Origin of the sequence: Neorhizobium sp. DAR64872/K0K18 (genome assembly GCF_050500175.1) — a bacterium.
Lineage (GTDB): Bacteria > Pseudomonadota > Alphaproteobacteria > Rhizobiales > Rhizobiaceae > Neorhizobium > Neorhizobium soli.
Window position 1 is genome coordinate 3051402 of record NZ_CP191446.1, and the last position, 20383, is coordinate 3071784.

Below are 20383 nucleotides of genomic sequence, written 5' to 3' on the forward strand. Positions count from 1 at the left end.
AAAGCAAAATCTCGATGGCCACCTTTACCACCGTTCTGACCGTGATCGTCATCGGCCTGGTCGTGCTCGTGCTGATCAAGGGCCTGTTCAACATGGTGAAGGGCACCGATGCCAACCGGTCGAACAAGCTGATGCAGTTGCGTCTGCTGCTCCAGGCCGTGGCCGTCATCCTCATCATGTTCACGCTCTGGCTGACCGGCGGCGGCCGGCCGAGCTAGAGAAATGCCGAACTAAGGAAATTACAGTCTTCATGGTCAAGCTCAACAAGATCTACACGCGCACCGGCGACGACGGCACCACCGCACTGGTATCAGGCCCGCGGCGCGACAAGCACGACATCAGGGTCGAGGCCTATGGCACGGTCGACGAGGTCAACTCGACGATCGGCATGGCGCGGCTTCATACGGCAGGCATGGGCGAAGTCGATCAGATGCTGTTTCGCATCCAGAATGACCTGTTCGATCTCGGTGCCGATCTTGCAACGCCAGATACCGGCGAAAAGCCCGAATACGAGCCTCTGCGCATCATCGAAGCGCAGGCGACACGTCTGGAAACCGAGATCGACACGCTGAACACCGATCTCGAACCGCTGAAATCCTTCGTCCTGCCCGGTGGTTCGCCGGCTTCCGCCTATCTGCATCTCGCCCGCACCGTATCGCGGCGTGCCGAACGGCTGATGGTCGAGCTTTCGAGGCATGAGGCGATCGGCCCGGCTGCGCTCAAATATATCAACCGCCTGTCGGATTTCCTGTTTGTCGCGGCCCGCGTCGCCAACGAGAATGGCAGGACCGACATTCTGTGGGTGCCCGGCAAGAACCGATAGGCGAAAGCGCGACCAAGGCGCGACGGACGGGAGGAGAGGAAGCGACGCATGTTCATTCCCCTGCATGATGCCGTCGCGCTGAAATACATCCGCGTGCAGTGGGTGACGTTCTCGCTGATCGCCGCCAACATACTCATGTGGCTGTTCACGAGCCTTGCTCCATCGGAAACGACGGAGATCGCCTCGCTGGGTCTCGGCTTCATTCCGGCGATCATCTTCGACTATGCGGTGCTCGATCCCTCGGCCGTTCTGGTCCCGGAAGACGCGACCTTCGTCACCTACGCCTTCCTGCACCTGGATTTCTGGCACTTTGCATCGAACATGCTGTTTCTCTGGGTGTTCGGCGACAATGTCGAGGACGCACTGGGGCATGTGCGCTTCCTGATATTCTACCTGCTTTGCGCCGCAGCCGGCGCGCTGGTGCATGGGCTGGTCGGCCCGATGTCCGAGGGGCCGCTGATCGGCGCGTCGGGCGCGGTCTCCGGTGTCGTCGCCGCCTATTTCCTTTTGCATCCGCGCGTCCGGGTATGGGTGCTCGTTCTGTTTCGAATACCGTTGCCGCTTCCGGCCTTCATTCCGCTGACGCTCTGGATCGTTCAGCAATTCGTGATGCTTTGGCTCGAAGCCGATAGTGCGGTGTCCTGGGGCGCGCATGTCGGCGGAATTCTGGCGGGCGCCGCACTCGTCATCGTGATGCGGCGCCGGGGCGTTCCCCTGTTCGACCGCGAGATCGTCACGCCGAAGGCCGTGCTGCACAAGCCGAGCATATCGCAAGAGACGCGACCGGCCGAATAGGCCTATGAGAAAACCGCAACCCAGATGGGATAATCCACGTTGTCATCAGGGCAAAAATGGGTATCCATGTCGCCCACTGACAAATGGATAAGCCGCAAATGTCGCAATCTGCGGCTGGAGAAAAGTCAAGGAAGGACCCCATGAAGATCCTGGTGCCTGTAAAGCGCGTCGTCGACTACAACGTGAAGATCCGCGTCAAGCCGGATGGATCCGGTGTCGAGCTTGCCAACGTCAAGATGTCGATGAACCCGTTCGACGAAATTTCCGTCGAGGAAGCCCTGCGCCTGAAGGAGGCTGGCAAGGCAGAGGAAGTGATCGTCGTATCGATCGGTCCGGCAAAGGCTGAAGAAACGCTGCGCACGGCGCTTGCGATGGGCGCCGATCGGGCGATCCTGATCGAGACCGACGAGACGGTCGAACCGCTTGCCGTTGCCAAGCTGCTGAAGGGTGTCGTTGACGCCGAACAGCCGGGCCTCATCATCGTCGGCAAGCAGGCGATCGACGACGATTCCAACCAGACCGGTCAGATGCTGGCAGCATTGCTCGGAACCGGCCAGGCGACCTTTGCCTCGAAGATCGAACTTTCCGCCGACAAGGCTGTGGTCACCCGCGAAGTCGATGGCGGCCTGCAGACCGTCGAGGTCAAGCTTCCAGCCGTCGTCACCACCGACCTGCGCCTGAACGAGCCGCGCTACGCGTCCTTGCCGAACATCATGAAGGCGAAGAAGAAGCCGCTCGACAAGAAGACGGCAGCGGATTTCGGCGTCGATATCGCCCCTCGCCTCAAGGTTCTGAAGACCGAGGAGCCGGGCGGCCGCAAGGCAGGCATCAAGGTAAAGTCCGTCGAGGAACTGGTCGGCGCCTTGAAGACCGCCGGCGTGATCTGATTTTAGGGAGATAAACTCATGGCCATTCTTCTTCTGGCAGAACACGACAATGCCAGCCTCAACGACCAGACCGCCAAGGCGCTGACGGCAGCTTCGCAGATCGGTGGCGAGGTCCACCTTCTGGTCGCCGGTTCGGGCGCGCAAGCCGCAGCCGACGCGGCGGCGAAACTCTCCGGCGTCTCGAAGGTCCTGCTTGCCGACGACGCAAGCCTTGCCAACAGCCTTGCCGAACCGCTTGCAGCACTGATCGTGTCGCTGGCCGGATCCTACGACGTCATCATGTCTTCGGCGACAGCGTCCGCCAAGAACGTCATGCCGCGCGTTGCCGCGCTGCTCGATGTGGCGCAGGTTTCGGAAATCATCGAGGTGATTTCGCCGGATACATTCCGTCGTCCGATCTATGCCGGCAACGCCATCCAGACCGTCCAGGCAACCGATGCCAAGAAGGTGATCACCGTGCGCACGGCATCCTTCGCGGCAGCCGGCGAAGGCGGTTCCGCTTCCGTGGAAACCGTGGCAGCCGCAGCAAACCCTGACGTCTCGTCCTTTGTCTCCGATGCGCTTGCCTCCTCGGACCGTCCTGAACTCGCATCCGCCAAGATCATCATCTCCGGTGGCCGCGCACTCGGGTCCTCGGAAAAATTCCAGGAAGTCATCCTGCCCGTCGCCGACAAGCTGGGTGCCGCGGTTGGCGCTTCGCGCGCAGCGGTCGACGCAGGCTATGCTCCGAACGACTGGCAGGTCGGCCAGACCGGCAAGGTGGTTGCTCCGCAGCTCTACATCGCGGTCGGGATTTCCGGTGCCATCCAGCATCTGGCCGGCATGAAGGATTCCAAGGTCATCGTTGCGATCAACAAGGACGAGGAGGCACCGATCTTCCAGGTGGCCGACTTCGGTCTCGTGGGCGATCTCTTCGAGATCCTGCCGCAGCTCGAAAAGGCCCTGTGAGGCCGACCGGCTTTTTCGCACCGCAGTTCGGCGACGCGAAAATGCTGGCAAAAAACACGCTAGCAGACTAGAAAAATGCCGGGCTGTCTCACGCAACCCGGCATTTTGCTGTGAGACGCCGTACGGTTATGATGAATGCGAGACGCGGGCGAAAACCGCACCCAGGGAGCGAGTGAGATCATGAAGAATATCGGCGTCATCGGCGCAGGCCAGATGGGCTGCGGAATTGCACATGTTTCGGCGCTCGCCGGCTATCACGTGCATATCTATGATCTCTCCAAGGACCGGATCGAAGGCGCACTTGCAACGATCAATGGCAACCTCGCCCGCCAGGTTTCCAGCAACAAGCTTTCCGACGACGATCGTAACGCGGCCCTGTCCCGCATCACCGGCTCCGCCGACGTCAACGACCTCGCACCGATGGACATGGTCATCGAAGCTGCGACCGAAGACGAAAGCGTCAAGCGCAAGATCTATGCGCAGGTCTGTCCGGTTTTGAAGCCCGAAGCGCTTCTCGCCACCAACACCTCGTCGCTGTCCATCACCAGGCTTGCCGCCGCGACCGACCGTCCCGAGCGCTTCATGGGTATCCATTTCATGAACCCGGTGCCGCTGATGAAGCTGGTGGAACTGGTTCGCGGTATCGCCACCGACGAGCCGACCTTCCGGGCCGCCAAGGAATACGTGGTCGCGCTGGACAAGACCGCGACCGTTGCCGAGGATTTCCCCGCCTTCATCGTCAACCGCATCCTGCTGCCGATGATCAACGAGGCGATCTATACGCTGTATGAAGGCGTCGGCTCGGTCGAGGCGATCGATACGGCCATGAGGCTTGGTGCCAACCATCCGATGGGACCGCTGCAGCTCGCCGATTTCATCGGCCTCGACACCTGCCTGTCGATCATGCAGGTGCTGCATGACGGCCTCGCTGACAGCAAATACCGCCCCTGCCCGCTTCTCGTCAAATATGTCGAAGCCGGCTGGCTCGGCCGCAAATCCGGCCGCGGCTTCTACGACTATCGCGGCGAAGTCCCGGTCCCGACGCGGTAAGGATCAGCCTTGTGGCGGTCCGCTCCGCAACCGCTTGACTGCACGCTAGAAGCGGTCGGCTGAGGTGAAGGGCAAGACCTTCATCCGCAGCCCTCAAGCGCCCTTGGCAGCCGTCACCAGCGCCTTTGCATCGTCGCTATCCCATGCGGCGGGGCCGTTCATGGCGCCGATCAGGCAGCCCTTCTTGTCGAGGATCAGCGTTGCCGGCAGGCCGAAGGCGAGGCCTTCCTTTTTAAGGGCGTTGAACGTGCCCATTGAACTGTCGCGGTAGAAGCCGAGCTTGTCGATCTTGTACTCTTCAAGAAAAGTCTTCGGTTTCTCGTCGGTGCCGGTATCGATGTTGATGGCGACGACCTCGAAATCAATGCCACCCATCGCCGCCTGCAACCCGTTCAGCGCCGGCATCTCTTCGCGGCAGGGCACGCACCAGGTGGCCCAGAGGTTAAGCAGCACCGTTTTGCCGGCGAGATCTGCGGTCGTCATGTCCTGTCCCGCCGGTCCCTTGAAGGACAGGGAGAGCGGGCGCGGTGGCTGTGCCTCGACCATGGCGGCAACCTGGCCCTTTGAAAAGGCGCCGACGGACTTCGCCAGGTCCGCGGAGCCCTCGCATTGCCCGGCCGACGGGGAGAGTGAGGCCTCTGCCGCCCCATCCAAACCATTGCCAGACCCCATGTTCGTCACGTATACGGCGACGGTGCCGGCGACGATCCCGAGGACGGCGGCAATCAGGATCAATCGGACAGACGGAAGGCCAAGCGGTCTTTTGGACGTCATCAACTACTCCAGGACTGAATTCATGGCCGACACGAAGGACGCGACATCTTCCAACCAGATGTGGGGCGGACGCTTCGCTTCCGGGCCGGATGCGATCATGGAGGAGATAAATGCCTCGATCGGTTTCGACAAGAAGCTGTTCGCCCAGGATATCCGCGGTTCGATCGCCCATGCGACGATGCTGGCGGAACAAGGCATTATTTCGCACGAAGATAAAGACAAGATCGTTTCCGGCCTGAACACGATCATGTCAGAGATCGAAAGCGGACAGTTCCAGTTCTCGCGCAAGCTTGAGGACATTCACATGAACATCGAGGCGCGACTGGCAGACCTGATCGGTCCCGCCGCCGGTCGCCTCCACACCGCCCGCTCCCGCAACGACCAGGTCGCGCTCGATTTCCGCCTCTGGGTCAAGGAAGAGCTTCTGAAGACCGAGAAGATGCTGACGGCGCTGATCGCCGCGTTTCTCGACCGCGCCGAAGAGCATGCCGACACCGTGATGCCCGGCTTTACCCATCTGCAGACGGCACAGCCGGTCACTTTCGGCCATCACTGCATGGCCTATGTGGAAATGTTCGGCCGTGACCGCGCCCGCGTTCGCCATGCGATCGAGCATCTCGACGAAAGCCCGATCGGTGCCGCAGCGCTTGCCGGCACGCCCTACCCGATCGACCGCCACATGACGGCGAAGGCCCTCGGTTTCCGCGAGCCGACCCGCAATTCCATCGACACCGTCTCCGACCGCGATTTCGCGCTGGAATTCCTGTCGCTGGCTGCCATCTGCGCCGTGCATCTGTCGCGTCTTGCGGAAGAAATCGTCATCTGGTCGACGCCGCAATTCGGCTTCGTGCGCCTGTCCGACGCGTTTTCGACCGGCTCCTCGATCATGCCGCAGAAGAAGAACCCGGATGCCGCCGAACTGGTGCGCGCCAAGACCGGCCGCATCAACGGTTCGCTGGTCGCGCTGCTGACAGTCATGAAGGGTCTGCCGCTCGCCTATTCCAAGGACATGCAGGAAGACAAGGAGCAGGTGTTCGACTGCGCCGAGAACCTGGAACTGGCGATTGCCGCCATGACCGGCATGATGCGCGACATGACCATCCGCGCCGACAAGATGCGCGCCGCAGCAGGCGCCGGCTTCTCGACCGCGACCGACCTTGCCGACTGGCTGGTTCGCGAAGTCGGCCTGCCCTTCCGCGAAGCGCACCATGCCACCGGCCATGCCGTGGCGCTGGCGGAGAAAAAGGGCTGCGACCTCTCCGAACTCACGCTTGAAGAACTGCAGGCGATCAACCCTGCCATCACTGACAAGGTCTTCGACGTTCTCTCGGTGGATGCATCGGTCGCAAGTCGCGTCAGCTTCGGCGGCACGGCTCCCTCCGAGGTGCGCAAGCAGATCGCCTGGTGGCGCGAGAGAAACTGACGCCTGCGCGACGAATGAAGCGGCAAGGATACTGCACAAGCGCGCGGAACTTCGCTATGAAGTCTGCGTGACCGTGCCGGAGAAGGAAGAGAATGTCGAAATCCCTGGTGAAAATCGCCCATGTCAGCCTGATCCTGGGCGTCGTCAGCCTCGTTGTCGCCGGCTGCGGCCGCAAGGGCGACCTCGACCGCCCCAGCACGCCCGTCGAACAGCAGAACATCCGCAAGAGCAGCAAACCCGGTGACGCCAACAAGGAACCGGTTGCCGAGCGGCCGTTCGTCCTCGACCCGCTTCTGTAGTTCCCAGACCCCTTCAGTTTTCCGAGTTTTGACGTGAATCATTTCCACTACATCGACGGCGTCCTTCACGCCGAAAACGTCGCCATCCCGGAAATCGCAAAAGCCGTCGGCACGCCATTCTACGTCTATTCGACCGCCACGCTGGAGCGCCATTACAAGGTGTTCGCGCAGGCGTTTTCCGATGTGGACACGATGGTCTGCTACGCCATGAAGGCGAACTCCAACCAGGCCGTGCTGAAGACGCTGGCAAAGCTCGGCGCCGGCGTCGACGTGGTCTCCGGCGGCGAATTGCGGCGTGCGCTGGCGGCCGGCATCCCCGCCTCCCGCATCATGTTTTCCGGCGTCGGCAAGACCGTTGCCGAAATGGATCTGGCGCTCGAGGCCGGGATCTACTGCTTCAACGTCGAATCCGAGCCTGAACTGGAAGTGCTGAACCTGCGCGCTCTCAAAGTCGGCAAGCGTGCGCATGTCTCCTTCCGCATCAACCCGGATGTCGATGCGGGCACCCATGCCAAGATTTCGACGGGGAAGAAGGAAAACAAGTTCGGCATCGCTTACGACCGGGCCCGTGACGTCTATGCCCATGCGGCAACGCTTCCCGGCATCGAAGTCACCGGCATCGACATGCATATCGGCAGCCAGATCACCGAGCTCCAGCCGTTCGAGGATGCCTACCGGCTCCTGCGCGAACTCGTCGATGTCCTGCGCGGCGATGGCCACACGATCAGCCACGTCGATGTCGGCGGCGGTCTCGGCATTCCCTACAAGGACGACAACACCCCGCCGCCGCTGCCCGACGCCTATGCGGAAACGATCAAGCGGCAGCTGCGCACGCTCGACTGCAAGATCGTCACCGAACCCGGCCGCCTGATCGTCGGCAATGCCGGCATTCTGGTGACCGAGGTCATCTATGTGAAGGATGGCGGCGAAAAGACCTTCGTGATCGTCGATGGCGCGATGAACGATCTGATCCGCCCGACACTCTACGAAGCCTATCATTCGATCCGCCCCGTCGTGGTACCGCCGGCCGATGCGCCGCGGATCAAGGGCGACGTTGTCGGTCCCGTCTGCGAGACCGGAGACTATCTGGCGCTCGACCGCGAGATGGCGGAACCGAAGCCCGGTGACCTGATCGCCGTCGGTTCTGCCGGTGCCTATGGCGCCGTGCAGGCCGGCACCTACAATTCCCGCCTGCTGGTGCCGGAAGTGCTAGTGAAGGGCTCCGAGTTCCACGTGATCCGCCCGCGCGGCTCCTATGATGACCTGATCGGACTGGATTCCGTGCCTGCATGGCTCGGCTAGCCCCGCGCAGAAACGTTCACTTTTGCGGCAAACCGCCTGGAAATATCGGGGCCGGCATGTCGCCGCCCTCGTCTTCGCCACAAACATTGTTATGTTGATAGCTTGATTTGGGCCGCCACGATCGGAGACGGACCGCATGAGCTTGATCCGCAAAGGTGCATTCGAAACACATCCGGCGCTCGCAAGACGCGTTGCGCTGAAACGGTCGTTTGCCCGTTTCGTGCTGTTTTCCGAACGCCTTCTGCCGAAGCTTCTGGCCCCGCTCGCGGTCGTCGCCCTGTTCTTCTCCGTCTCCTGGTTCGGCCTTTTTCGCGTCACGCCCGATCTGCTGCGCTGGATCCTGCTCGGCTTTTTTACCTTCGCGTTCCTGACCTCTCTCCTTCCCTTGGCGAGACTTCGCTGGCCCGATGCCGCCGATGCGGACCGGTTGCTGGAAGATCGTAACGGCCTGCCGCACCAGCCTGTCGCCGTGCAGGAAGACCAGCCGGCGTTCGAGACGCCGTTTGCGCGAGCACTGTGGAAGGAACACCAGATCCGCATGGCCGAGCGGATCGCAGCGCTCGATACGGGAATGCCGCGCCCGGATATTGCCAGCCATGACCGTTTCGCGCTGCGCGCCGTGCCGGCGCTCATGTTTGCCGTGGCGCTCGGCTATTCCTTCTCGAACGGCGGCGGTTCGCCCGCAGACGCCTTCCGTCCGGCACCACTGGCTGCAAGTACCAACCCAGACCTTCGCATCGACGCCTGGCTGACACCACCATCCTACACCGGCCGCGCCCCGATATTCCTGACCGGCCGCGACACGGCGCCCGCAGCCGCGGGCGATACGGCCGGCAACACGGCATCTGTGCCGCAGAATTCGGGCCTGACCGTGCGCGTAACCGGTGGCGAGGGCGAGGAAGCGGTCGTCTTCACGCCGAAATCCGGCGGCGAGCCCCTGACGCTGATCACCGAGGAAGCGCGCAAGGCAGCCGAAGAGGCGAGCAAGCAGGCACAGGGCAACACCGCAGGCACACCCGCGCCCGAGGGCCAGCAGGCCAAGCCTCAGCCACCTGTCAAACAGCCGCAGACCGCACAGACCGTGCCGCCGCGCAGCTACGCCTTCAATGTGGACGAGAGCGGCGAACTGACGGTCAACGGTCAGACATGGGCCTTCGACGTCATTCCCGACCGCCCCCCGGAGATCGCCTTCGACGGTCAGCCGAAGCGGTCCGTCAATGGCGCGCTGGAAATCGGTTTCCGCGGCAAGGACGATTACGGCATTCGGGAAGCCCATGCGCTGATCGAACCCGTCGGCCCTGTCGACCCGGCGGCCACGCCGCTTTACCCGAAGCCAGAATACCGCCTCGACCTGCCGCGCCAGAACCGCGGCCAGGAGGTGAAGGCCCTGACCAGCCGCAGCCTGGTCGAGCATCCGCTGGCCGGAAAGCGGGTCAGGATTACGTTGATTGCCAAGGACGGCGCCGGTCAGACCGGCCGCAGCCCCGCCCATGAAATGGTAATGCCGGGCCGCGGCTTCTCGGAACCGCTGGCAGCAGCCGTTGCCGAACAGCGCCAGGTTTTCGCGCTCGACACGCGCCAGGTGCCGCGCGCGATCGAGCTCAACGACGCGCTGGCGATCCGTCCCGACGAGACCATTCCGAACCTTGGCCACTTCCTGGCAATCCGCTCGGCCCGCGAGCGCATGAAGATTGCCCGCAACGAGGAACAGCTGAAGGACGCCGCCGACTACCTCTGGGAAATCGCGCTCGGCATCGAGGACGGCGATCTTTCCGCCGCCGAACGCCGTTTGCGCGATGCCCAGCGCAATCTGTCGGACGCGCTCGAGAAAGGTGCCGGGGATCAGGAAATCGCTGCCCTCATGAAGGAACTGCGCGAGGCGATGCAGCAGTTTATGAACGAGCTCGCGCAGCGCATGCAAAACGCACCGCCGGGCCAGCAGAACATGCAGGCGCAGAATGTCATTCGCCAGCGCGACCTGCAGAACATGATGGACCAGATCGAAAACCTCGCTCGATCCGGCAATCGTGACGCGGCCAAGGAGATGCTGTCGCAGATGCAGCGGATGATGAACAACCTGCAGGCCGGACACCCGCAGCGGGGCCAGCAGGGTCAGCAACAGCAGCAGAACAGCCAGATGCGCCAGCAGATCGACAAGCTCGGCCAGATCATGCAGGAACAGCAGCGGCTGATGGACCAGACATTCAAGCTGGACCAGGCATTGCGTGATCGCATGCAGCGCGGCGACCCCGATCCGCAGAGCGGTGAACAGGGCGAGCAGCAGCAGGGCCAGAACGGCCAACAGGGTCAGCAGGGCCAACCGGGTCAGCAAGGCCAGCAGGCACAGCGCGGGCAGCAGGGCCAGCAAGGTCAGGGTCAGAACGGCCAGGGCGGCGAACAGAATACCGCCCAGATGACAGCCGAGCAGCTGCGTGAGGCGCTGAAGAACCTGCGTGCCCAGCAGGAAGGCCTCGGAAAACAGCTCGGCGAGCTACAGCAGGCGCTGAAGGGCATGGGCATGGATCCAGGCCAAGGCTTCGGGGAAGCCCAGAGTGAAATGGGCAGCGCCGGCAAGGCGCTCGGTGACGGCCAGGGCGAACAGGCCGTCGAAGGCCAGGGCAACGCACTTAACGCGCTTCGCCAAGGCGCCCAGAGCATGATGCAGCAGATGATGCAGGCGATGCAGCAGGGCCAGGGCCAAGGCGAAGGCCAGCAGGACGGCCAGGGACAGGGCATGGCCAACCAGGGCGGCCAGAACGGTCGCGATCCCCTAGGTCGCCCCCGCGCAACGTCAGGCCCGGACTTCGGCGATCAGGTGAAGGTGCCGGATGAAATCGACGTGCAGCGCGCCCGCGAGATCCTCGATGCGATCCGCGAGAAGCTGGGCAACGCCCTATCAGGCGATGCCGAGCGGCAGTATCTCGAGCGGCTGCTCGAGATCCGCTAAATCCACCTGCGAGAGATCAGGCCGCGCAGGAAGTCTGCACGGCAAGCGCCATGGCGACAGCCTTGCGGATTTCTGGCAATGCGAAAGGCTTCTGCACCACATCGACGATCTTCGACGACAGGTCATCGGCGCGTTCGCGCTGTTCGGCATAGCCGGTCATCAGCAGGATCTTCATGTCGGGATACTGGGCGGCGGCTTCGTGCGCCAGCGCAATGCCATCCATGACAGGCATGCGTATGTCGGAAAGCAGAAGATCGAACGCGCCCTGCTCGAGCTTTTCGAGGCCTTCGGCGCCATCGCCGGCCTCATGCGTCTCATGGCCATCCATCCGGAGAGCGCGCGCAACAAACATGCGCAACGTGTGTTCATCCTCGGTAATAAGGATCTTGGCCATAGCGATCATCGCTCCCGTTTTGTGTATCAATCCGGGAGCAATTCACCAGAGTTTGGTTGTCGAGGAGTAAACAGGCGAGGCTCAAACCGCGCCATGGTTAACACCTTGCGACCGGATGGCGGCAGATTTCTGCCCCCATCCGAACCAAAATCAACTCACGCGTCGCCAGTCACGACGCCGACGAAAGGCAGTTCGCGGAACGCGTAGGCGACGTCCATGCCGTAGCCGACGACGAAGTAGTCGGGGCATTCGAAGCCGACGTAATCCGCCTCAAGCTCTTCCTTGCGCTTCACCTTCTTGTCGAGAAGAACGGCCAGCGAAACATGGCGGGCGCCGCGCTCATAGAGCAGTTCCTTGGCGAATTTCAGCGTGCGGCCGGATTCCAGGATGTCGTCGATCAGAAGAACATCGCGGTCCTTCACGTCGCTGTCGATATCCTTGACGATGCGAACGCCCTGCGAGACCGTGCCGGTGCCGTAGCTCGAAAGTGTGATGAACTCCACTTCCGGTGCAAGGCCCGTCTCATGCAGCGCGCGCAGAAGATCCGCTGCGAAAATGAACGAGCCCTTGAGGACGGCGATGACGAGCAGATCCTTCGTGGGACCGGTCGCGATCTGCGCTGCGATTTGGTGATTGCGCTCGGCGATCTGTTCGGCAGTGAAAAGCGGCTCGATGTTTTTGCCGCGGACGACGGGCATACGGATACTCCTGATAGATCGGAAGCGCCGCGATAACACAATCAGAGGCGGGACGCATCCCGTTCCGCAAAGGTGAGGCGCAAATCCGGGAGTTTTCCGCCGGGATGCGGCACCCGCGCCGAAAATCCGCGGCTTTGGCCGGCGGCAATGGCGGATGCCGGCGGCGCAATCAGCGTCGAGGCGACGAGCTTGTTGCCGGCCATCAGTTCGGCCCGGATCGCGGGCATGGTCGTTGCATCGCTGGTGCGGTTCTCGACAATCCCGTTGATCAGCAGAACCCGCATGCCGTCCGCATCGCGCGGCATCATGGTGATATGGGTGATATCGAGCGAAGGCTCGGCTTTCGCCTCGCCGCTTTCGTTGAACAGAAACGAGAAGCCACCGGCACTCGCAAACACCAGCACGAATGCCGCCGCCACAAGCGCGCAGAAGAGATCGGCCGAAAGCGTATTCAGCACACGCTCGACCTTGCCCACGAAGCCATTCGGCACCGAGGCGGCCGCAGCACCGGACCTCACGCTCTCTGCAGGCTTGCCGGTCGCACGGTTCGTGGTCCTGTTGTCTGAATTGTCGTTGTGCGAACGCGGTCTGGACCGTTGCCACCCGCCATCGGTGACGGGCACGAATTGCGCATCCACCACGGGACCACGCGCCTTCACCCGGCCCTTGGGGCCTGTCGTGGGTTCGGGCGGCAGGATGTCCATGCGGACGATCGTCTTGCCAGCGCGGCTGCGGAACGTGTTCATCGGACCTCTTCGGCGCCGCTTGTCCCCCGATATCGAAAGAGGCGGCCATTGAAACGAATCCCCCCTAGTCGTAAATTCGATTGGTTAACCGTTTGCAAACAGCGCCCGAAATAAGCCCTTTTCGGCCGGCGTTTTACCTTTCGTTTACCTTCATCGTTAAGAGATGGTCAGGTGCGAATCTGAAGGGTTCAGGGATTTGGTCTTCCGTTGATTCATTTCGAAAATGTTGGATTGCGATACGGCATGGGCCCGGAGATTCTCCGGGACATGACGTTCGACATCCCGAAACGGTCATTTCAGTTCCTGACCGGCCCATCGGGTGCCGGCAAGACGACGCTTCTGCGCCTGCTTTTCACCTCACTCTACCCCACCCGCGGCATCATCCGCATGTTCGGCCGCGAGCTGTCGCAGATCCCGCGGAGCGAGCTGCCGATGCTGCGCCGGCGAATCGGCATCGTCTACCAAGACTTTCGCCTGCTCGACCATCTGACCACCTATGAGAACGTCGCCCTGCCGCTTCGGGTGCGCGGCAAGGACGAGGCGTCCTATCGCAATGACGTGATCGAGCTCCTCAAATGGGTCGGCCTCGGCGAGCGCATCAATGTGCTTCCCGCGGTGCTTTCAGGCGGCGAAAAGCAGCGTGCGGCGATTGCCCGTGCCCTGATGGACCGGCCGGAAATACTGCTCGCCGACGAACCCACCGGCAACGTCGACCCGCCCATGGCCCGCCGGCTGCTCAGCCTGTTCCTCGAGCTCAACCGGCTCGGCACCGCCGTCGTCATCGCGACGCACGATCTGGCGCTGATGGATCAGGTCGATGCACGGCGGATGATCCTCACCGAAGGGCGGCTCGATATCTATGAATGAGCCGCGCCCTCCCAAGAAGACCAAACCGGCTAAGACGGAGAAAGCCCCGGCACCGGCAAACGCTTGGCAGGAGAAAGGCGCCGAGACAGCGACCGACCAGGGTCCGCGCCGCGCCTCGATGCGGGTGCGCCCGACAGCCCCGATCCTGCCTCCCTCCAATATCCAGGGCAATGCGCTGATGGTGGTGATCGCCATCATGGCCTTCCTCGCATGCCTGACGCTCGGCGGGGTCAGCATGGTTCGCGCCACCGCGGCCGGCTGGCAGAGCGAGATCGCCCGCGAAATCACCATCCAGATCAAGCCGGACGATGGCCTCGACATGGATGCGGCGCTGAAGAAGGCGCGCGATGTCGCACTGACCTTTGTCGGCACCCGGGACGGCACGATCATGGATGACAGCGCCACCGCGCGGCTGCTGGAACCTTGGCTCGGCACCGGCCTCGACCTTGCCGACCTGCCCGTGCCGCGGCTGGTGATCATCACGATCGACGAGCAGAACCCGCCCGATTTCGCAGCCATGCGCGACCTCCTGAAGACCGAGGTGCCGCAAGCCTTTCTCGATGACCACCGTACCTGGGTGGACCGGCTGGTCTCGATGGCGCGCACCACGGTGCTGATCGGCATGGGTGTGCTGATCCTCGTCTTTACCGCGATGATCCTGACCGTCGTGTTTGCCACCCGCGGCGCCCTGTCCGGCAACCGGCATATCATCGAAGTCCTGCATTTCGTCGGCGCCGAAAGCGGTTTCGTCGCCCGCGAATTCCAGAAGCATTTCCTGAAGATCAGCATCAAGGGATCGGCAGCCGGCGGCGCGCTGGCCGCACTGCTGTTTGCAGCTGCCAATCTGTGGCAGTCGAATTCGCGCGCAACGCCCCAGAGCGAGCAGGCGACCGCCTTGTTCGGATCCTTCACGATCGGATTCGGAGGCTATCTCGGAATTTTTGCGACGATCCTCGTGATCGCCCTTCTGACGACGCTGACCGCCCGCCTGACGGTGATGAAAACCATCGACGAGATCGACCTGATCCGCTCCGATCCGGCACGGGCGGATGGCGCGCCGAAATCATAACCCGCACGTGTTTTTTGAAGTGAACCCGTTGTGGGACTAGGCGACAACGAAATCTAGGTCTATCAACGAAATCATGACACTCGGCCAGACCCCTCCCGATGTGACGGACGACCGGACTTCGGACCGGAGACGAAGGGCTTTGCTCTCGCGCCGGAGCACGTTTAGACGAATAGCAAGACGGATCGTCATGGTGGCGTTTATCTGCGTTGCGATCGTCGTCGGCGGCTTCCTCTGGTTCGCGGACGCGGTCACATCGTTGCGAGCGCCCGATGGCGTCAAGGCCGATGCAATCGTTGTTCTGACAGGTGGATATCTGCGCATAGAACAGGCGCTCGGTCTGCTGCGCGACGGGGCCGGCAGGCGGCTTCTGATTTCCGGCGCGCATCCATCCACCACGCCGACGCAGATCCGCAAGGTCACGCAGGCCTCGCCCGATCTCTTCAAGTGCTGCGTCGATATCGGCTATGATGCGATCGATACGATCGGCAATGCCAACGAGATCTCGCGCTGGATCCACGACAACGACTACAAATCCGTGCTCGTCGTGACCAACAACTACCACATGCTACGCAGTCTGCACGAACTGCGCCGCGCAGATCCCGCGACGGAATTCATTCCCTATCCGGTCATCAATGCAGATCTCGCTCGCCGCGCCTGGTTCGCCGAGCCGGATACGCTGCGCACGATGCTGTCGGAATACGTCAAGGTGGTGCTGGCAACCATTCGCGACTGGGTGGGCATGCAGAAGGGCAGCGGGCTTCGAACCGACGGCGATCCGACCGGGTCGGTGCCGAAAAAATCTCCCTGATCTGAGCAGGCCGTCGATCTCGCGCTTTTGTCCGCTCGAGTTCTCGTGTAGGCAACGGGCAGTCTGCAAGAAAGCCCGTTCCATGCTTCTCATCCGCTCCGTCGTGTTCAATACCGCCTTCTACGCCAACATGATCCTGCGGATGATCGTGTTTGCTCCCTATTATTTCCTCGCATCGCGCAAGGCCGCATTCAGCGTTCCCAAGGGCTGGGCTTCGTCCAGCAACTGGCTGATGGGCAAGATCGTCGGTGCCACTTTCGAAATCGAGGGCCTCGAGAACATTCCGGAAGGCGGCTGCATCTTTACGCCCAAGCACCAGTCTGTGTGGGACACCTTTGCGCTGATGCCCCACTATCCCGACCCGGTCTATATCCTGAAGCGCGAGCTTCTGTGGATCCCGTTGTTCGGATGGTACCTGGCCAGGCAGCGGATGATCCCGGTCAATCGCGGCGCCCGCGGCAAGGTCATGGTCGAGGTGATGAAGCGCACCAAGGAAGAGATGGCGAGCGGCCGCCAGCTGATCATCTACCCTGAGGGAACCCGTCGCTCGCCTGGCGCCGAGCCGGACTATCGCTACGGCATTGCCCGCATCTATCGCGATGCGAAGGTTCCGGTCGTCCCGGTCGTTGCCCATTGGGGACTGTTCTGGGGACGCCGCAAGCTGGTGAAATACCCCGGTCATTTCAAGGTCCGCATCCTTCCGGCCATCCAGCCGGGGATGGAGCCGGATGCCTTCTACAAGCACCTGATCGAAACGCTGGAAACGGCAAGTGACCAGTTGCTGATTGAAACCGTGGCGGCGAACCCGCATCTGCCACTGCCTCCGACCGCGTCGAAACGACTGGCGGAACTGAAGGCCGAACAGAAGACAGAGCAGACGTCGGTTTGACCGGGTAGCCTCACGCGGCTAGCGCTGCGGCGACCCCTTCCAGCCACAGGTCGCGAATGCCGATCTGGGCCAGATGCTCGACCGTGTTAAACACATAGGCATCGTTGGGCCCCGACTGGCCGGCCGCGTGCCGCACGATCTCGGTGGCTCTCTCGACGCCCATCGCACCGGCATATTGCCGGTGTGAGCGATCGACGACATAGGTGACGGCCTTCACCTGCCGTCCGTCGATAAGCGTGATCGGCACGATCTTTTCACGATAGACATTGGTGACGAGTTCGCGACGACGCAGGTAGTCGATCGCGTCGTCCCAGGCGTCACCTCCCACCCTGAAGGCTGCACCCTTGCACGATCCGCCGAGATCGAGACCCATCACCAGGCCCGGATGATCCGGCGTTCCACGGTGCACTGTCGACCAGATGCACAGCGACCGGCGAAAGCCGTAAACGCGGGCCTGCGCCTTCTCTTCGAACGGAAAGCCCGGGTTCCACATCAGCGATCCGTAGCCAAACACCCAAAATTCGTCCATATCGCACGCCATGCCGTCATCGAGATTTGCGAAAAGACCATTGGGAGAACAACATGGCAGCGTCAAGCCGAAGCGGCGTCAGCAGAAAACTATGGATCCTGGCGAGTGCCGTCATTCTGGCGATAGCCCTTTATACGGCAGGCTGGTTCTATGCGGCATCGGTCCTGAAGCAGAATACGCTGGCGCTGCTGGGTAGCCAGCAGAAGCGCGGCATCGTCGCCGAATGCACGGATGCCGAATATCGCGGCTATCCGTTTCGCATCGGCCTGTTCTGCTCCAAGGTCACGGTCGATGACCGCGTAAACGGTATCTCGGGCACGTTCGGCGCGCTGCGCTCGGCAGCCCAGATCTATGCGCCCGGCCATATCGTCTGGGAACTCGACGCACCCTCTGAAGTGCGCACCAGCCACGGCTTTTCCGTTTCCAGCACCTGGAAATCGCTGCAATCCAGCATCGCTGCCAAGCTGAAAGGCGTCGAGCGGGCGTCGATGGTCATCGAGGGATCGCGCGCAAGCGTCGTTTCCGCGGCAAACACCCAGCCCGTCGACATCACCACCGACCGGACGGAAATCCATCTGCGCCAGAACGGCGACGATCTCGATGCCGCGATCTCGCTCGACGGCACCTCCACAACGGCCGAGGGCATCGCCCAGCTTCTGCCCAAGATGAACGCTCTCGTGGACGTAACGCTTGCCGGTCGCGCCGGCATGATCGACGGCAGCGATCCGAACGGCACCGCACTCTACAATACCAAGGGCGAGCTTCGTTCCCTGAGGGCCGATCTCGGCGAGGGACGGGTGGCGAATATTTCCGGCCCCTTCTCCTTCGATGACGAAGGTCGCATGTCGGGCAAGCTGAAACTGCGCGTGGAAAAGATCGACGCGTGGCAGCAGAGCCTGGGCGAAGTGTTTCCGGATCTCGCATCGACCATCAAGACCGCGGCAAACATGCTGGCAGCGCTTGGAGGTGGTGAAAATGCCTCACTCGACATCACCATCCGGCGCGGCAAAGTTCTGGCGGGCGGGCTGATCCAGATCGGCGAAATTCCGCGGATCTAGTGCAGACAGACCTGCTTATTTCTTCACATCCAGTGCGTGCCGGCCAAAGTCCGGCGCGTCCACATCCTGGCCGGCCTGAACGATGGAGCGGCGGATGGTGCGGGTGCGGCTGAACAGTTCGAACAGCTTGTCGCCCTCGCCCCAACGGATTGCCCGCTGCAGGTAGGCGAGATCTTCCGAGAACCGGGCGAGCATTTCCAGGATCGCATCCTTGTTGTGCAGGCAGACGTCCCGCCACATGGTAGGATCGGAAGCAGCAAGACGCGTGAAGTCGCGGAAACCGGAAGCGGAATACTTGATGACTTCCGATTCCGTCACCGTTTCCAGATCATCCGCCGTGCCGACAATATTGTAGGCGATGATATGCGGCAAGTGCGAAACGATCGCGAGCACCTTGTCATGGTGTTCGGGATCCATCTCGTCGATGCGCGAGCCGAGCGCTACCCAGAAGGCCTTCAACTGGTCGAGCGCCGCCTGATCCGTTTCCGGCAGCGGCGTGAAGATGCACCAGCGATCGCGAAACAGACCCGGAAAGCCCGCATCCGGACCGGACTTCTCGGTACCGGCCAGCGGGTGACCGGGAATGAAATGCACGCCATCAGGCATATGCGGCGCCATCTGCGCGATGACAGACGCCTTGGTCGAGCCGACATCGGTGACGATCGCGCCCGGCTTGAGGCTGCCCGCGATCTGCTTGGCGACCGCTTCAGACGCACCGACAGGAACGGAGACGATGACGAGGTCGGCATCCTTCACCGCATCGGCTGCAGACGCGGTATATTCGGTGCCAAGCTCCAGCTCTTCGGCCCGCTTCAGCGTCTCGCTACTGCGTGTCGAGATGACGACGTGATTGGCGAGCCCGAGCTCCTTCACGTCGCGCGCAATAGATGAGCCGATCAGGCCGATGCCGATCAGAGCGATCCGATCGAACTGCGGATGGGTCATGATATCAGTCCCGTTGCTGTCAGCGTGCCAGAAATTCGCCGAGCGTTTCGATAACGCCGCGATTGGCCTCTTCCGAGCCGATCGTCATGCGCAGCGCGTTCGGCAGGCCATAGCCCTTGACGACCCGCAGGATATAGCCGCGGCTGGTGAGGAAGGCATCGGCATCCGGCGCACGCTTGCCGTCCACATCAGGGAAATGGATCAGCACAAAATTGGTGACCGACGGCGTGACCTTGAGCCCGAGCGTTTCAAATGCGTGGGTCAGCTTGTCGAGCCAGAGCGTGTTGTGCTCGACGGCCTTCTCGACGAACGCCCGATCGCGGATGGCCGCAGCACCTGCGGCAATCGCCGGCGCATTCAGGTTGAACGGTCCGCGGACGCGGTTGAGCGCATCGAGAATGGCGGCCGGGCCGTACATCCAGCCGATCCGCAGCGCCGCAAGACCATAGGCCTTCGAGAAGGTCCGGCACATCACGACGTTCTTGCTGTTCGAAACGAGCTCAAGACCGGCCTCGTAATCGTTCTTCTTCACGTATTCCGCATAGGCCGCGTCGAGAACGAGGATGACGTTTTTCGGCAGGCCGGCATGCAGGCGGCGGATGTCGGAAACCGGGACATAGGTGCCGGTCGGATTGCCCGGATTGGCGATGAACACCATCTTCGTGTTTTCCGTCACAGCCGCGAGGATCGCGTCGACATCGACGGTGCAATCCTTCTCCGGCACTTCGATCGCCTTGGCGCCGGCACCGGTGATCTGGATCTTGTAGACCAGGAACCCGTGCTGGGTGATGATCGCCTCGTCGCCGGCACCGAGATAGACATGGCACAGCAGGCCGAGCAGTTCATCCGAACCATTGCCGCAGATGATGTTGGCAGCGTTCAACCCGTGCACCGAGCCGATCGCTTCGCGCAGCGCCAAGGCCTGGCCATCCGGATAGAGTTCGAGGTGACCGGCTGCCTCGCGAAAGGCTTCGATCGCAGCGGGGCTCGCACCAAGCGGCGTTTCGTTGGACGAGAGCTTGAACACGCGCGCAACGCCGGGAGCATGATCCTTGCCGGGCACATAGGCGGCGATATCCAGAATGCCTGGACGCGGAACGGGCTCACTCGCAACGATGCTCATCGATTGGAC

The 20383-nt window shown here is 62.1% G+C and carries 22 protein-coding genes; 15 read left to right on the forward strand and 7 right to left on the reverse strand.

Going from position 1 to position 20383, the window contains the following annotated elements; all coding sequences use genetic code 11:
• The first annotated feature begins 14 nt into the window (after positions 1-14).
• From ACQY1P_RS20380 to ACQY1P_RS20405, 6 genes are all read left to right on the forward strand, one after another.
• Positions 15-218 (forward strand): twin transmembrane helix small protein, encoded by a 204-nt coding sequence (locus tag ACQY1P_RS20380; protein ID WP_062461700.1) that lies wholly within the window; start codon positions 15-17, stop codon positions 216-218.
• Between the two features lie 32 nt (positions 219-250).
• On the forward strand, positions 251-823 hold the full coding sequence (locus ACQY1P_RS20385; RefSeq protein ID WP_430255195.1) for a cob(I)yrinic acid a,c-diamide adenosyltransferase: 573 nt from the start codon (positions 251-253) through the stop codon (positions 821-823).
• Positions 824-871: 48 nt separating this feature from the next.
• Positions 872-1618, forward strand: coding sequence for a rhomboid family intramembrane serine protease (locus ACQY1P_RS20390; RefSeq protein ID WP_430255197.1), 747 nt, complete (start codon positions 872-874; stop codon positions 1616-1618).
• Between the two features lie 140 nt (positions 1619-1758).
• Positions 1759-2505 carry an electron transfer flavoprotein subunit beta/FixA family protein gene (locus tag ACQY1P_RS20395; RefSeq protein ID WP_062461709.1) on the forward strand — a complete coding sequence of 249 codons (747 nt, stop codon included), beginning with the start codon at positions 1759-1761 and terminating at the stop codon, positions 2503-2505.
• A gap of 18 nt (positions 2506-2523) precedes the next feature.
• Positions 2524-3453, forward strand: a complete 930-nt coding sequence (locus ACQY1P_RS20400) for an electron transfer flavoprotein subunit alpha/FixB family protein (protein ID WP_430255199.1) — start codon at positions 2524-2526, stop codon at positions 3451-3453.
• A 180-nt stretch (positions 3454-3633) separates the two neighbouring features.
• Complete coding sequence (locus tag ACQY1P_RS20405; protein WP_092659409.1) at positions 3634-4503, forward strand: 3-hydroxybutyryl-CoA dehydrogenase; 870 nt, start codon at positions 3634-3636, stop codon at positions 4501-4503.
• A gap of 93 nt (positions 4504-4596) precedes the next feature.
• Here ACQY1P_RS20405 and tlpA read toward each other — a convergent pair whose 3' ends face one another.
• On the reverse strand, positions 4597-5277 hold the full coding sequence (tlpA, locus tag ACQY1P_RS20410; protein ID WP_430255201.1) for a thiol:disulfide interchange protein TlpA: 681 nt from the start codon (positions 5275-5277) through the stop codon (positions 4597-4599).
• A gap of 22 nt (positions 5278-5299) precedes the next feature.
• On the opposite strand from tlpA, the gene argH reads away from it, so the two are divergent.
• From argH to ACQY1P_RS20430, 4 genes are all read left to right on the forward strand, one after another.
• Positions 5300-6700 (forward strand): argininosuccinate lyase, encoded by a 1401-nt coding sequence (argH, locus tag ACQY1P_RS20415; RefSeq protein WP_430255203.1) that lies wholly within the window; start codon positions 5300-5302, stop codon positions 6698-6700.
• Between the two features lie 92 nt (positions 6701-6792).
• Entirely contained in the window at positions 6793-6999 is a 207-nt protein-coding gene (lptM, locus tag ACQY1P_RS20420) for an LPS translocon maturation chaperone LptM (RefSeq protein ID WP_062581790.1), read from the forward strand.
• A gap of 33 nt (positions 7000-7032) precedes the next feature.
• Positions 7033-8301, forward strand: a complete 1269-nt coding sequence (gene lysA, locus ACQY1P_RS20425) for a diaminopimelate decarboxylase (protein WP_430255204.1) — start codon at positions 7033-7035, stop codon at positions 8299-8301.
• A 136-nt stretch (positions 8302-8437) separates the two neighbouring features.
• A complete protein-coding gene (locus tag ACQY1P_RS20430; RefSeq protein ID WP_430255206.1) occupies positions 8438-11248 on the forward strand; it encodes a TIGR02302 family protein in 2811 nt (936 codons plus the stop codon).
• Between the two features lie 16 nt (positions 11249-11264).
• Here ACQY1P_RS20430 and ACQY1P_RS20435 read toward each other — a convergent pair whose 3' ends face one another.
• The 3 genes from ACQY1P_RS20435 to ACQY1P_RS20445 form a co-directional block, all read right to left on the reverse strand.
• Positions 11265-11642, reverse strand: a complete 378-nt coding sequence (locus ACQY1P_RS20435; protein ID WP_062462002.1) for a response regulator — start codon at positions 11640-11642, stop codon at positions 11265-11267.
• Between the two features lie 155 nt (positions 11643-11797).
• Positions 11798-12340: a hypoxanthine phosphoribosyltransferase gene (gene hpt / locus ACQY1P_RS20440; RefSeq protein ID WP_062461735.1), complete on the reverse strand. Its 543-nt coding sequence runs from the start codon at positions 12338-12340 to the stop codon at positions 11798-11800.
• Positions 12341-12381: 41 nt separating this feature from the next.
• Positions 12382-13086, reverse strand: coding sequence for a hypothetical protein (locus tag ACQY1P_RS20445; RefSeq protein WP_430255208.1), 705 nt, complete (start codon positions 13084-13086; stop codon positions 12382-12384).
• A gap of 207 nt (positions 13087-13293) precedes the next feature.
• Here ACQY1P_RS20445 and ftsE point away from each other — a divergent pair, with 207 nt between their 5' ends.
• From ftsE to ACQY1P_RS20465, 4 genes are all read left to right on the forward strand, one after another.
• A complete protein-coding gene (ftsE, locus tag ACQY1P_RS20450; RefSeq protein ID WP_062461741.1) occupies positions 13294-13953 on the forward strand; it encodes a cell division ATP-binding protein FtsE in 660 nt (219 codons plus the stop codon).
• Positions 13946-15022 (forward strand): cell division protein FtsX, encoded by a 1077-nt coding sequence (locus tag ACQY1P_RS20455; protein WP_430255210.1) that lies wholly within the window; start codon positions 13946-13948, stop codon positions 15020-15022. The genes ftsE and ACQY1P_RS20455 overlap by 8 nt, the downstream gene beginning before the upstream one ends.
• A gap of 73 nt (positions 15023-15095) precedes the next feature.
• The gene (locus ACQY1P_RS20460) at positions 15096-15830 is read left to right on the forward strand and encodes a YdcF family protein (protein ID WP_062581780.1); all 735 of its coding nucleotides are present in this window, start codon (positions 15096-15098) and stop codon (positions 15828-15830) included.
• An 82-nt stretch (positions 15831-15912) separates the two neighbouring features.
• Positions 15913-16719: a lysophospholipid acyltransferase family protein gene (locus ACQY1P_RS20465; protein WP_430255211.1), complete on the forward strand. Its 807-nt coding sequence runs from the start codon at positions 15913-15915 to the stop codon at positions 16717-16719.
• A 10-nt stretch (positions 16720-16729) separates the two neighbouring features.
• Here the strand turns inward: ACQY1P_RS20465 and ACQY1P_RS20470 are convergent, their stop codons facing one another.
• Positions 16730-17248 (reverse strand): gamma-glutamylcyclotransferase, encoded by a 519-nt coding sequence (locus tag ACQY1P_RS20470; RefSeq protein WP_113111892.1) that lies wholly within the window; start codon positions 17246-17248, stop codon positions 16730-16732.
• A 53-nt stretch (positions 17249-17301) separates the two neighbouring features.
• Here ACQY1P_RS20470 and ACQY1P_RS20475 point away from each other — a divergent pair, with 53 nt between their 5' ends.
• Positions 17302-18306: a DUF2125 domain-containing protein gene (locus ACQY1P_RS20475; protein WP_430255213.1), complete on the forward strand. Its 1005-nt coding sequence runs from the start codon at positions 17302-17304 to the stop codon at positions 18304-18306.
• 15 nt (positions 18307-18321) lie between these two features.
• Here ACQY1P_RS20475 and ACQY1P_RS20480 read toward each other — a convergent pair whose 3' ends face one another.
• Together ACQY1P_RS20480 and hisC are read right to left on the reverse strand one after the other, a co-directional pair.
• Entirely contained in the window at positions 18322-19251 is a 930-nt protein-coding gene (locus tag ACQY1P_RS20480; RefSeq protein WP_430255215.1) for a prephenate/arogenate dehydrogenase family protein, read from the reverse strand.
• 19 nt (positions 19252-19270) lie between these two features.
• Positions 19271-20374 (reverse strand): histidinol-phosphate transaminase, encoded by a 1104-nt coding sequence (hisC, locus tag ACQY1P_RS20485; protein WP_062581772.1) that lies wholly within the window; start codon positions 20372-20374, stop codon positions 19271-19273.
• Between the last annotated feature and the right edge of the window lie 9 nt (positions 20375-20383).

Excerpts from the sequence above, each read along its gene's own strand:
- ACQY1P_RS20380 (WP_062461700.1), top strand. The coding sequence starts at position 15 with ATGGCCACCTTTACCACCGTTCTGACCGTGATCGTCATCGGCCTGGTC.
- ACQY1P_RS20385 (WP_430255195.1), top strand. The coding sequence starts at position 251 with ATGGTCAAGCTCAACAAGATCTACACGCGCACCGGCGACGACGGCACC.
- ACQY1P_RS20390 (WP_430255197.1), top strand. The coding sequence starts at position 872 with ATGTTCATTCCCCTGCATGATGCCGTCGCGCTGAAATACATCCGCGTG.
- ACQY1P_RS20395 (WP_062461709.1), top strand. The coding sequence starts at position 1,759 with ATGAAGATCCTGGTGCCTGTAAAGCGCGTCGTCGACTACAACGTGAAG.
- ACQY1P_RS20400 (WP_430255199.1), top strand. The coding sequence starts at position 2,524 with ATGGCCATTCTTCTTCTGGCAGAACACGACAATGCCAGCCTCAACGAC.
- ACQY1P_RS20405 (WP_092659409.1), top strand. The coding sequence starts at position 3,634 with ATGAAGAATATCGGCGTCATCGGCGCAGGCCAGATGGGCTGCGGAATT.
- tlpA (WP_430255201.1), bottom strand. The coding sequence starts at position 5,277 with ATGACGTCCAAAAGACCGCTTGGCCTTCCGTCTGTCCGATTGATCCTG.
- argH (WP_430255203.1), top strand. The coding sequence starts at position 5,300 with ATGGCCGACACGAAGGACGCGACATCTTCCAACCAGATGTGGGGCGGA.
- lptM (WP_062581790.1), top strand. The coding sequence starts at position 6,793 with ATGTCGAAATCCCTGGTGAAAATCGCCCATGTCAGCCTGATCCTGGGC.
- ACQY1P_RS20430 (WP_430255206.1), top strand. The coding sequence starts at position 8,438 with ATGAGCTTGATCCGCAAAGGTGCATTCGAAACACATCCGGCGCTCGCA.
- ACQY1P_RS20435 (WP_062462002.1), bottom strand. The coding sequence starts at position 11,642 with ATGGCCAAGATCCTTATTACCGAGGATGAACACACGTTGCGCATGTTT.
- hpt (WP_062461735.1), bottom strand. The coding sequence starts at position 12,340 with ATGCCCGTCGTCCGCGGCAAAAACATCGAGCCGCTTTTCACTGCCGAA.
- ACQY1P_RS20445 (WP_430255208.1), bottom strand. The coding sequence starts at position 13,086 with ATGAACACGTTCCGCAGCCGCGCTGGCAAGACGATCGTCCGCATGGAC.
- ACQY1P_RS20455 (WP_430255210.1), top strand. The coding sequence starts at position 13,946 with ATGAATGAGCCGCGCCCTCCCAAGAAGACCAAACCGGCTAAGACGGAG.
- ACQY1P_RS20460 (WP_062581780.1), top strand. The coding sequence starts at position 15,096 with ATGACACTCGGCCAGACCCCTCCCGATGTGACGGACGACCGGACTTCG.
- ACQY1P_RS20465 (WP_430255211.1), top strand. The coding sequence starts at position 15,913 with ATGCTTCTCATCCGCTCCGTCGTGTTCAATACCGCCTTCTACGCCAAC.
- ACQY1P_RS20470 (WP_113111892.1), bottom strand. The coding sequence starts at position 17,248 with ATGGACGAATTTTGGGTGTTTGGCTACGGATCGCTGATGTGGAACCCG.
- ACQY1P_RS20475 (WP_430255213.1), top strand. The coding sequence starts at position 17,302 with ATGGCAGCGTCAAGCCGAAGCGGCGTCAGCAGAAAACTATGGATCCTG.
- ACQY1P_RS20480 (WP_430255215.1), bottom strand. The coding sequence starts at position 19,251 with ATGACCCATCCGCAGTTCGATCGGATCGCTCTGATCGGCATCGGCCTG.
- hisC (WP_062581772.1), bottom strand. The coding sequence starts at position 20,374 with ATGAGCATCGTTGCGAGTGAGCCCGTTCCGCGTCCAGGCATTCTGGAT.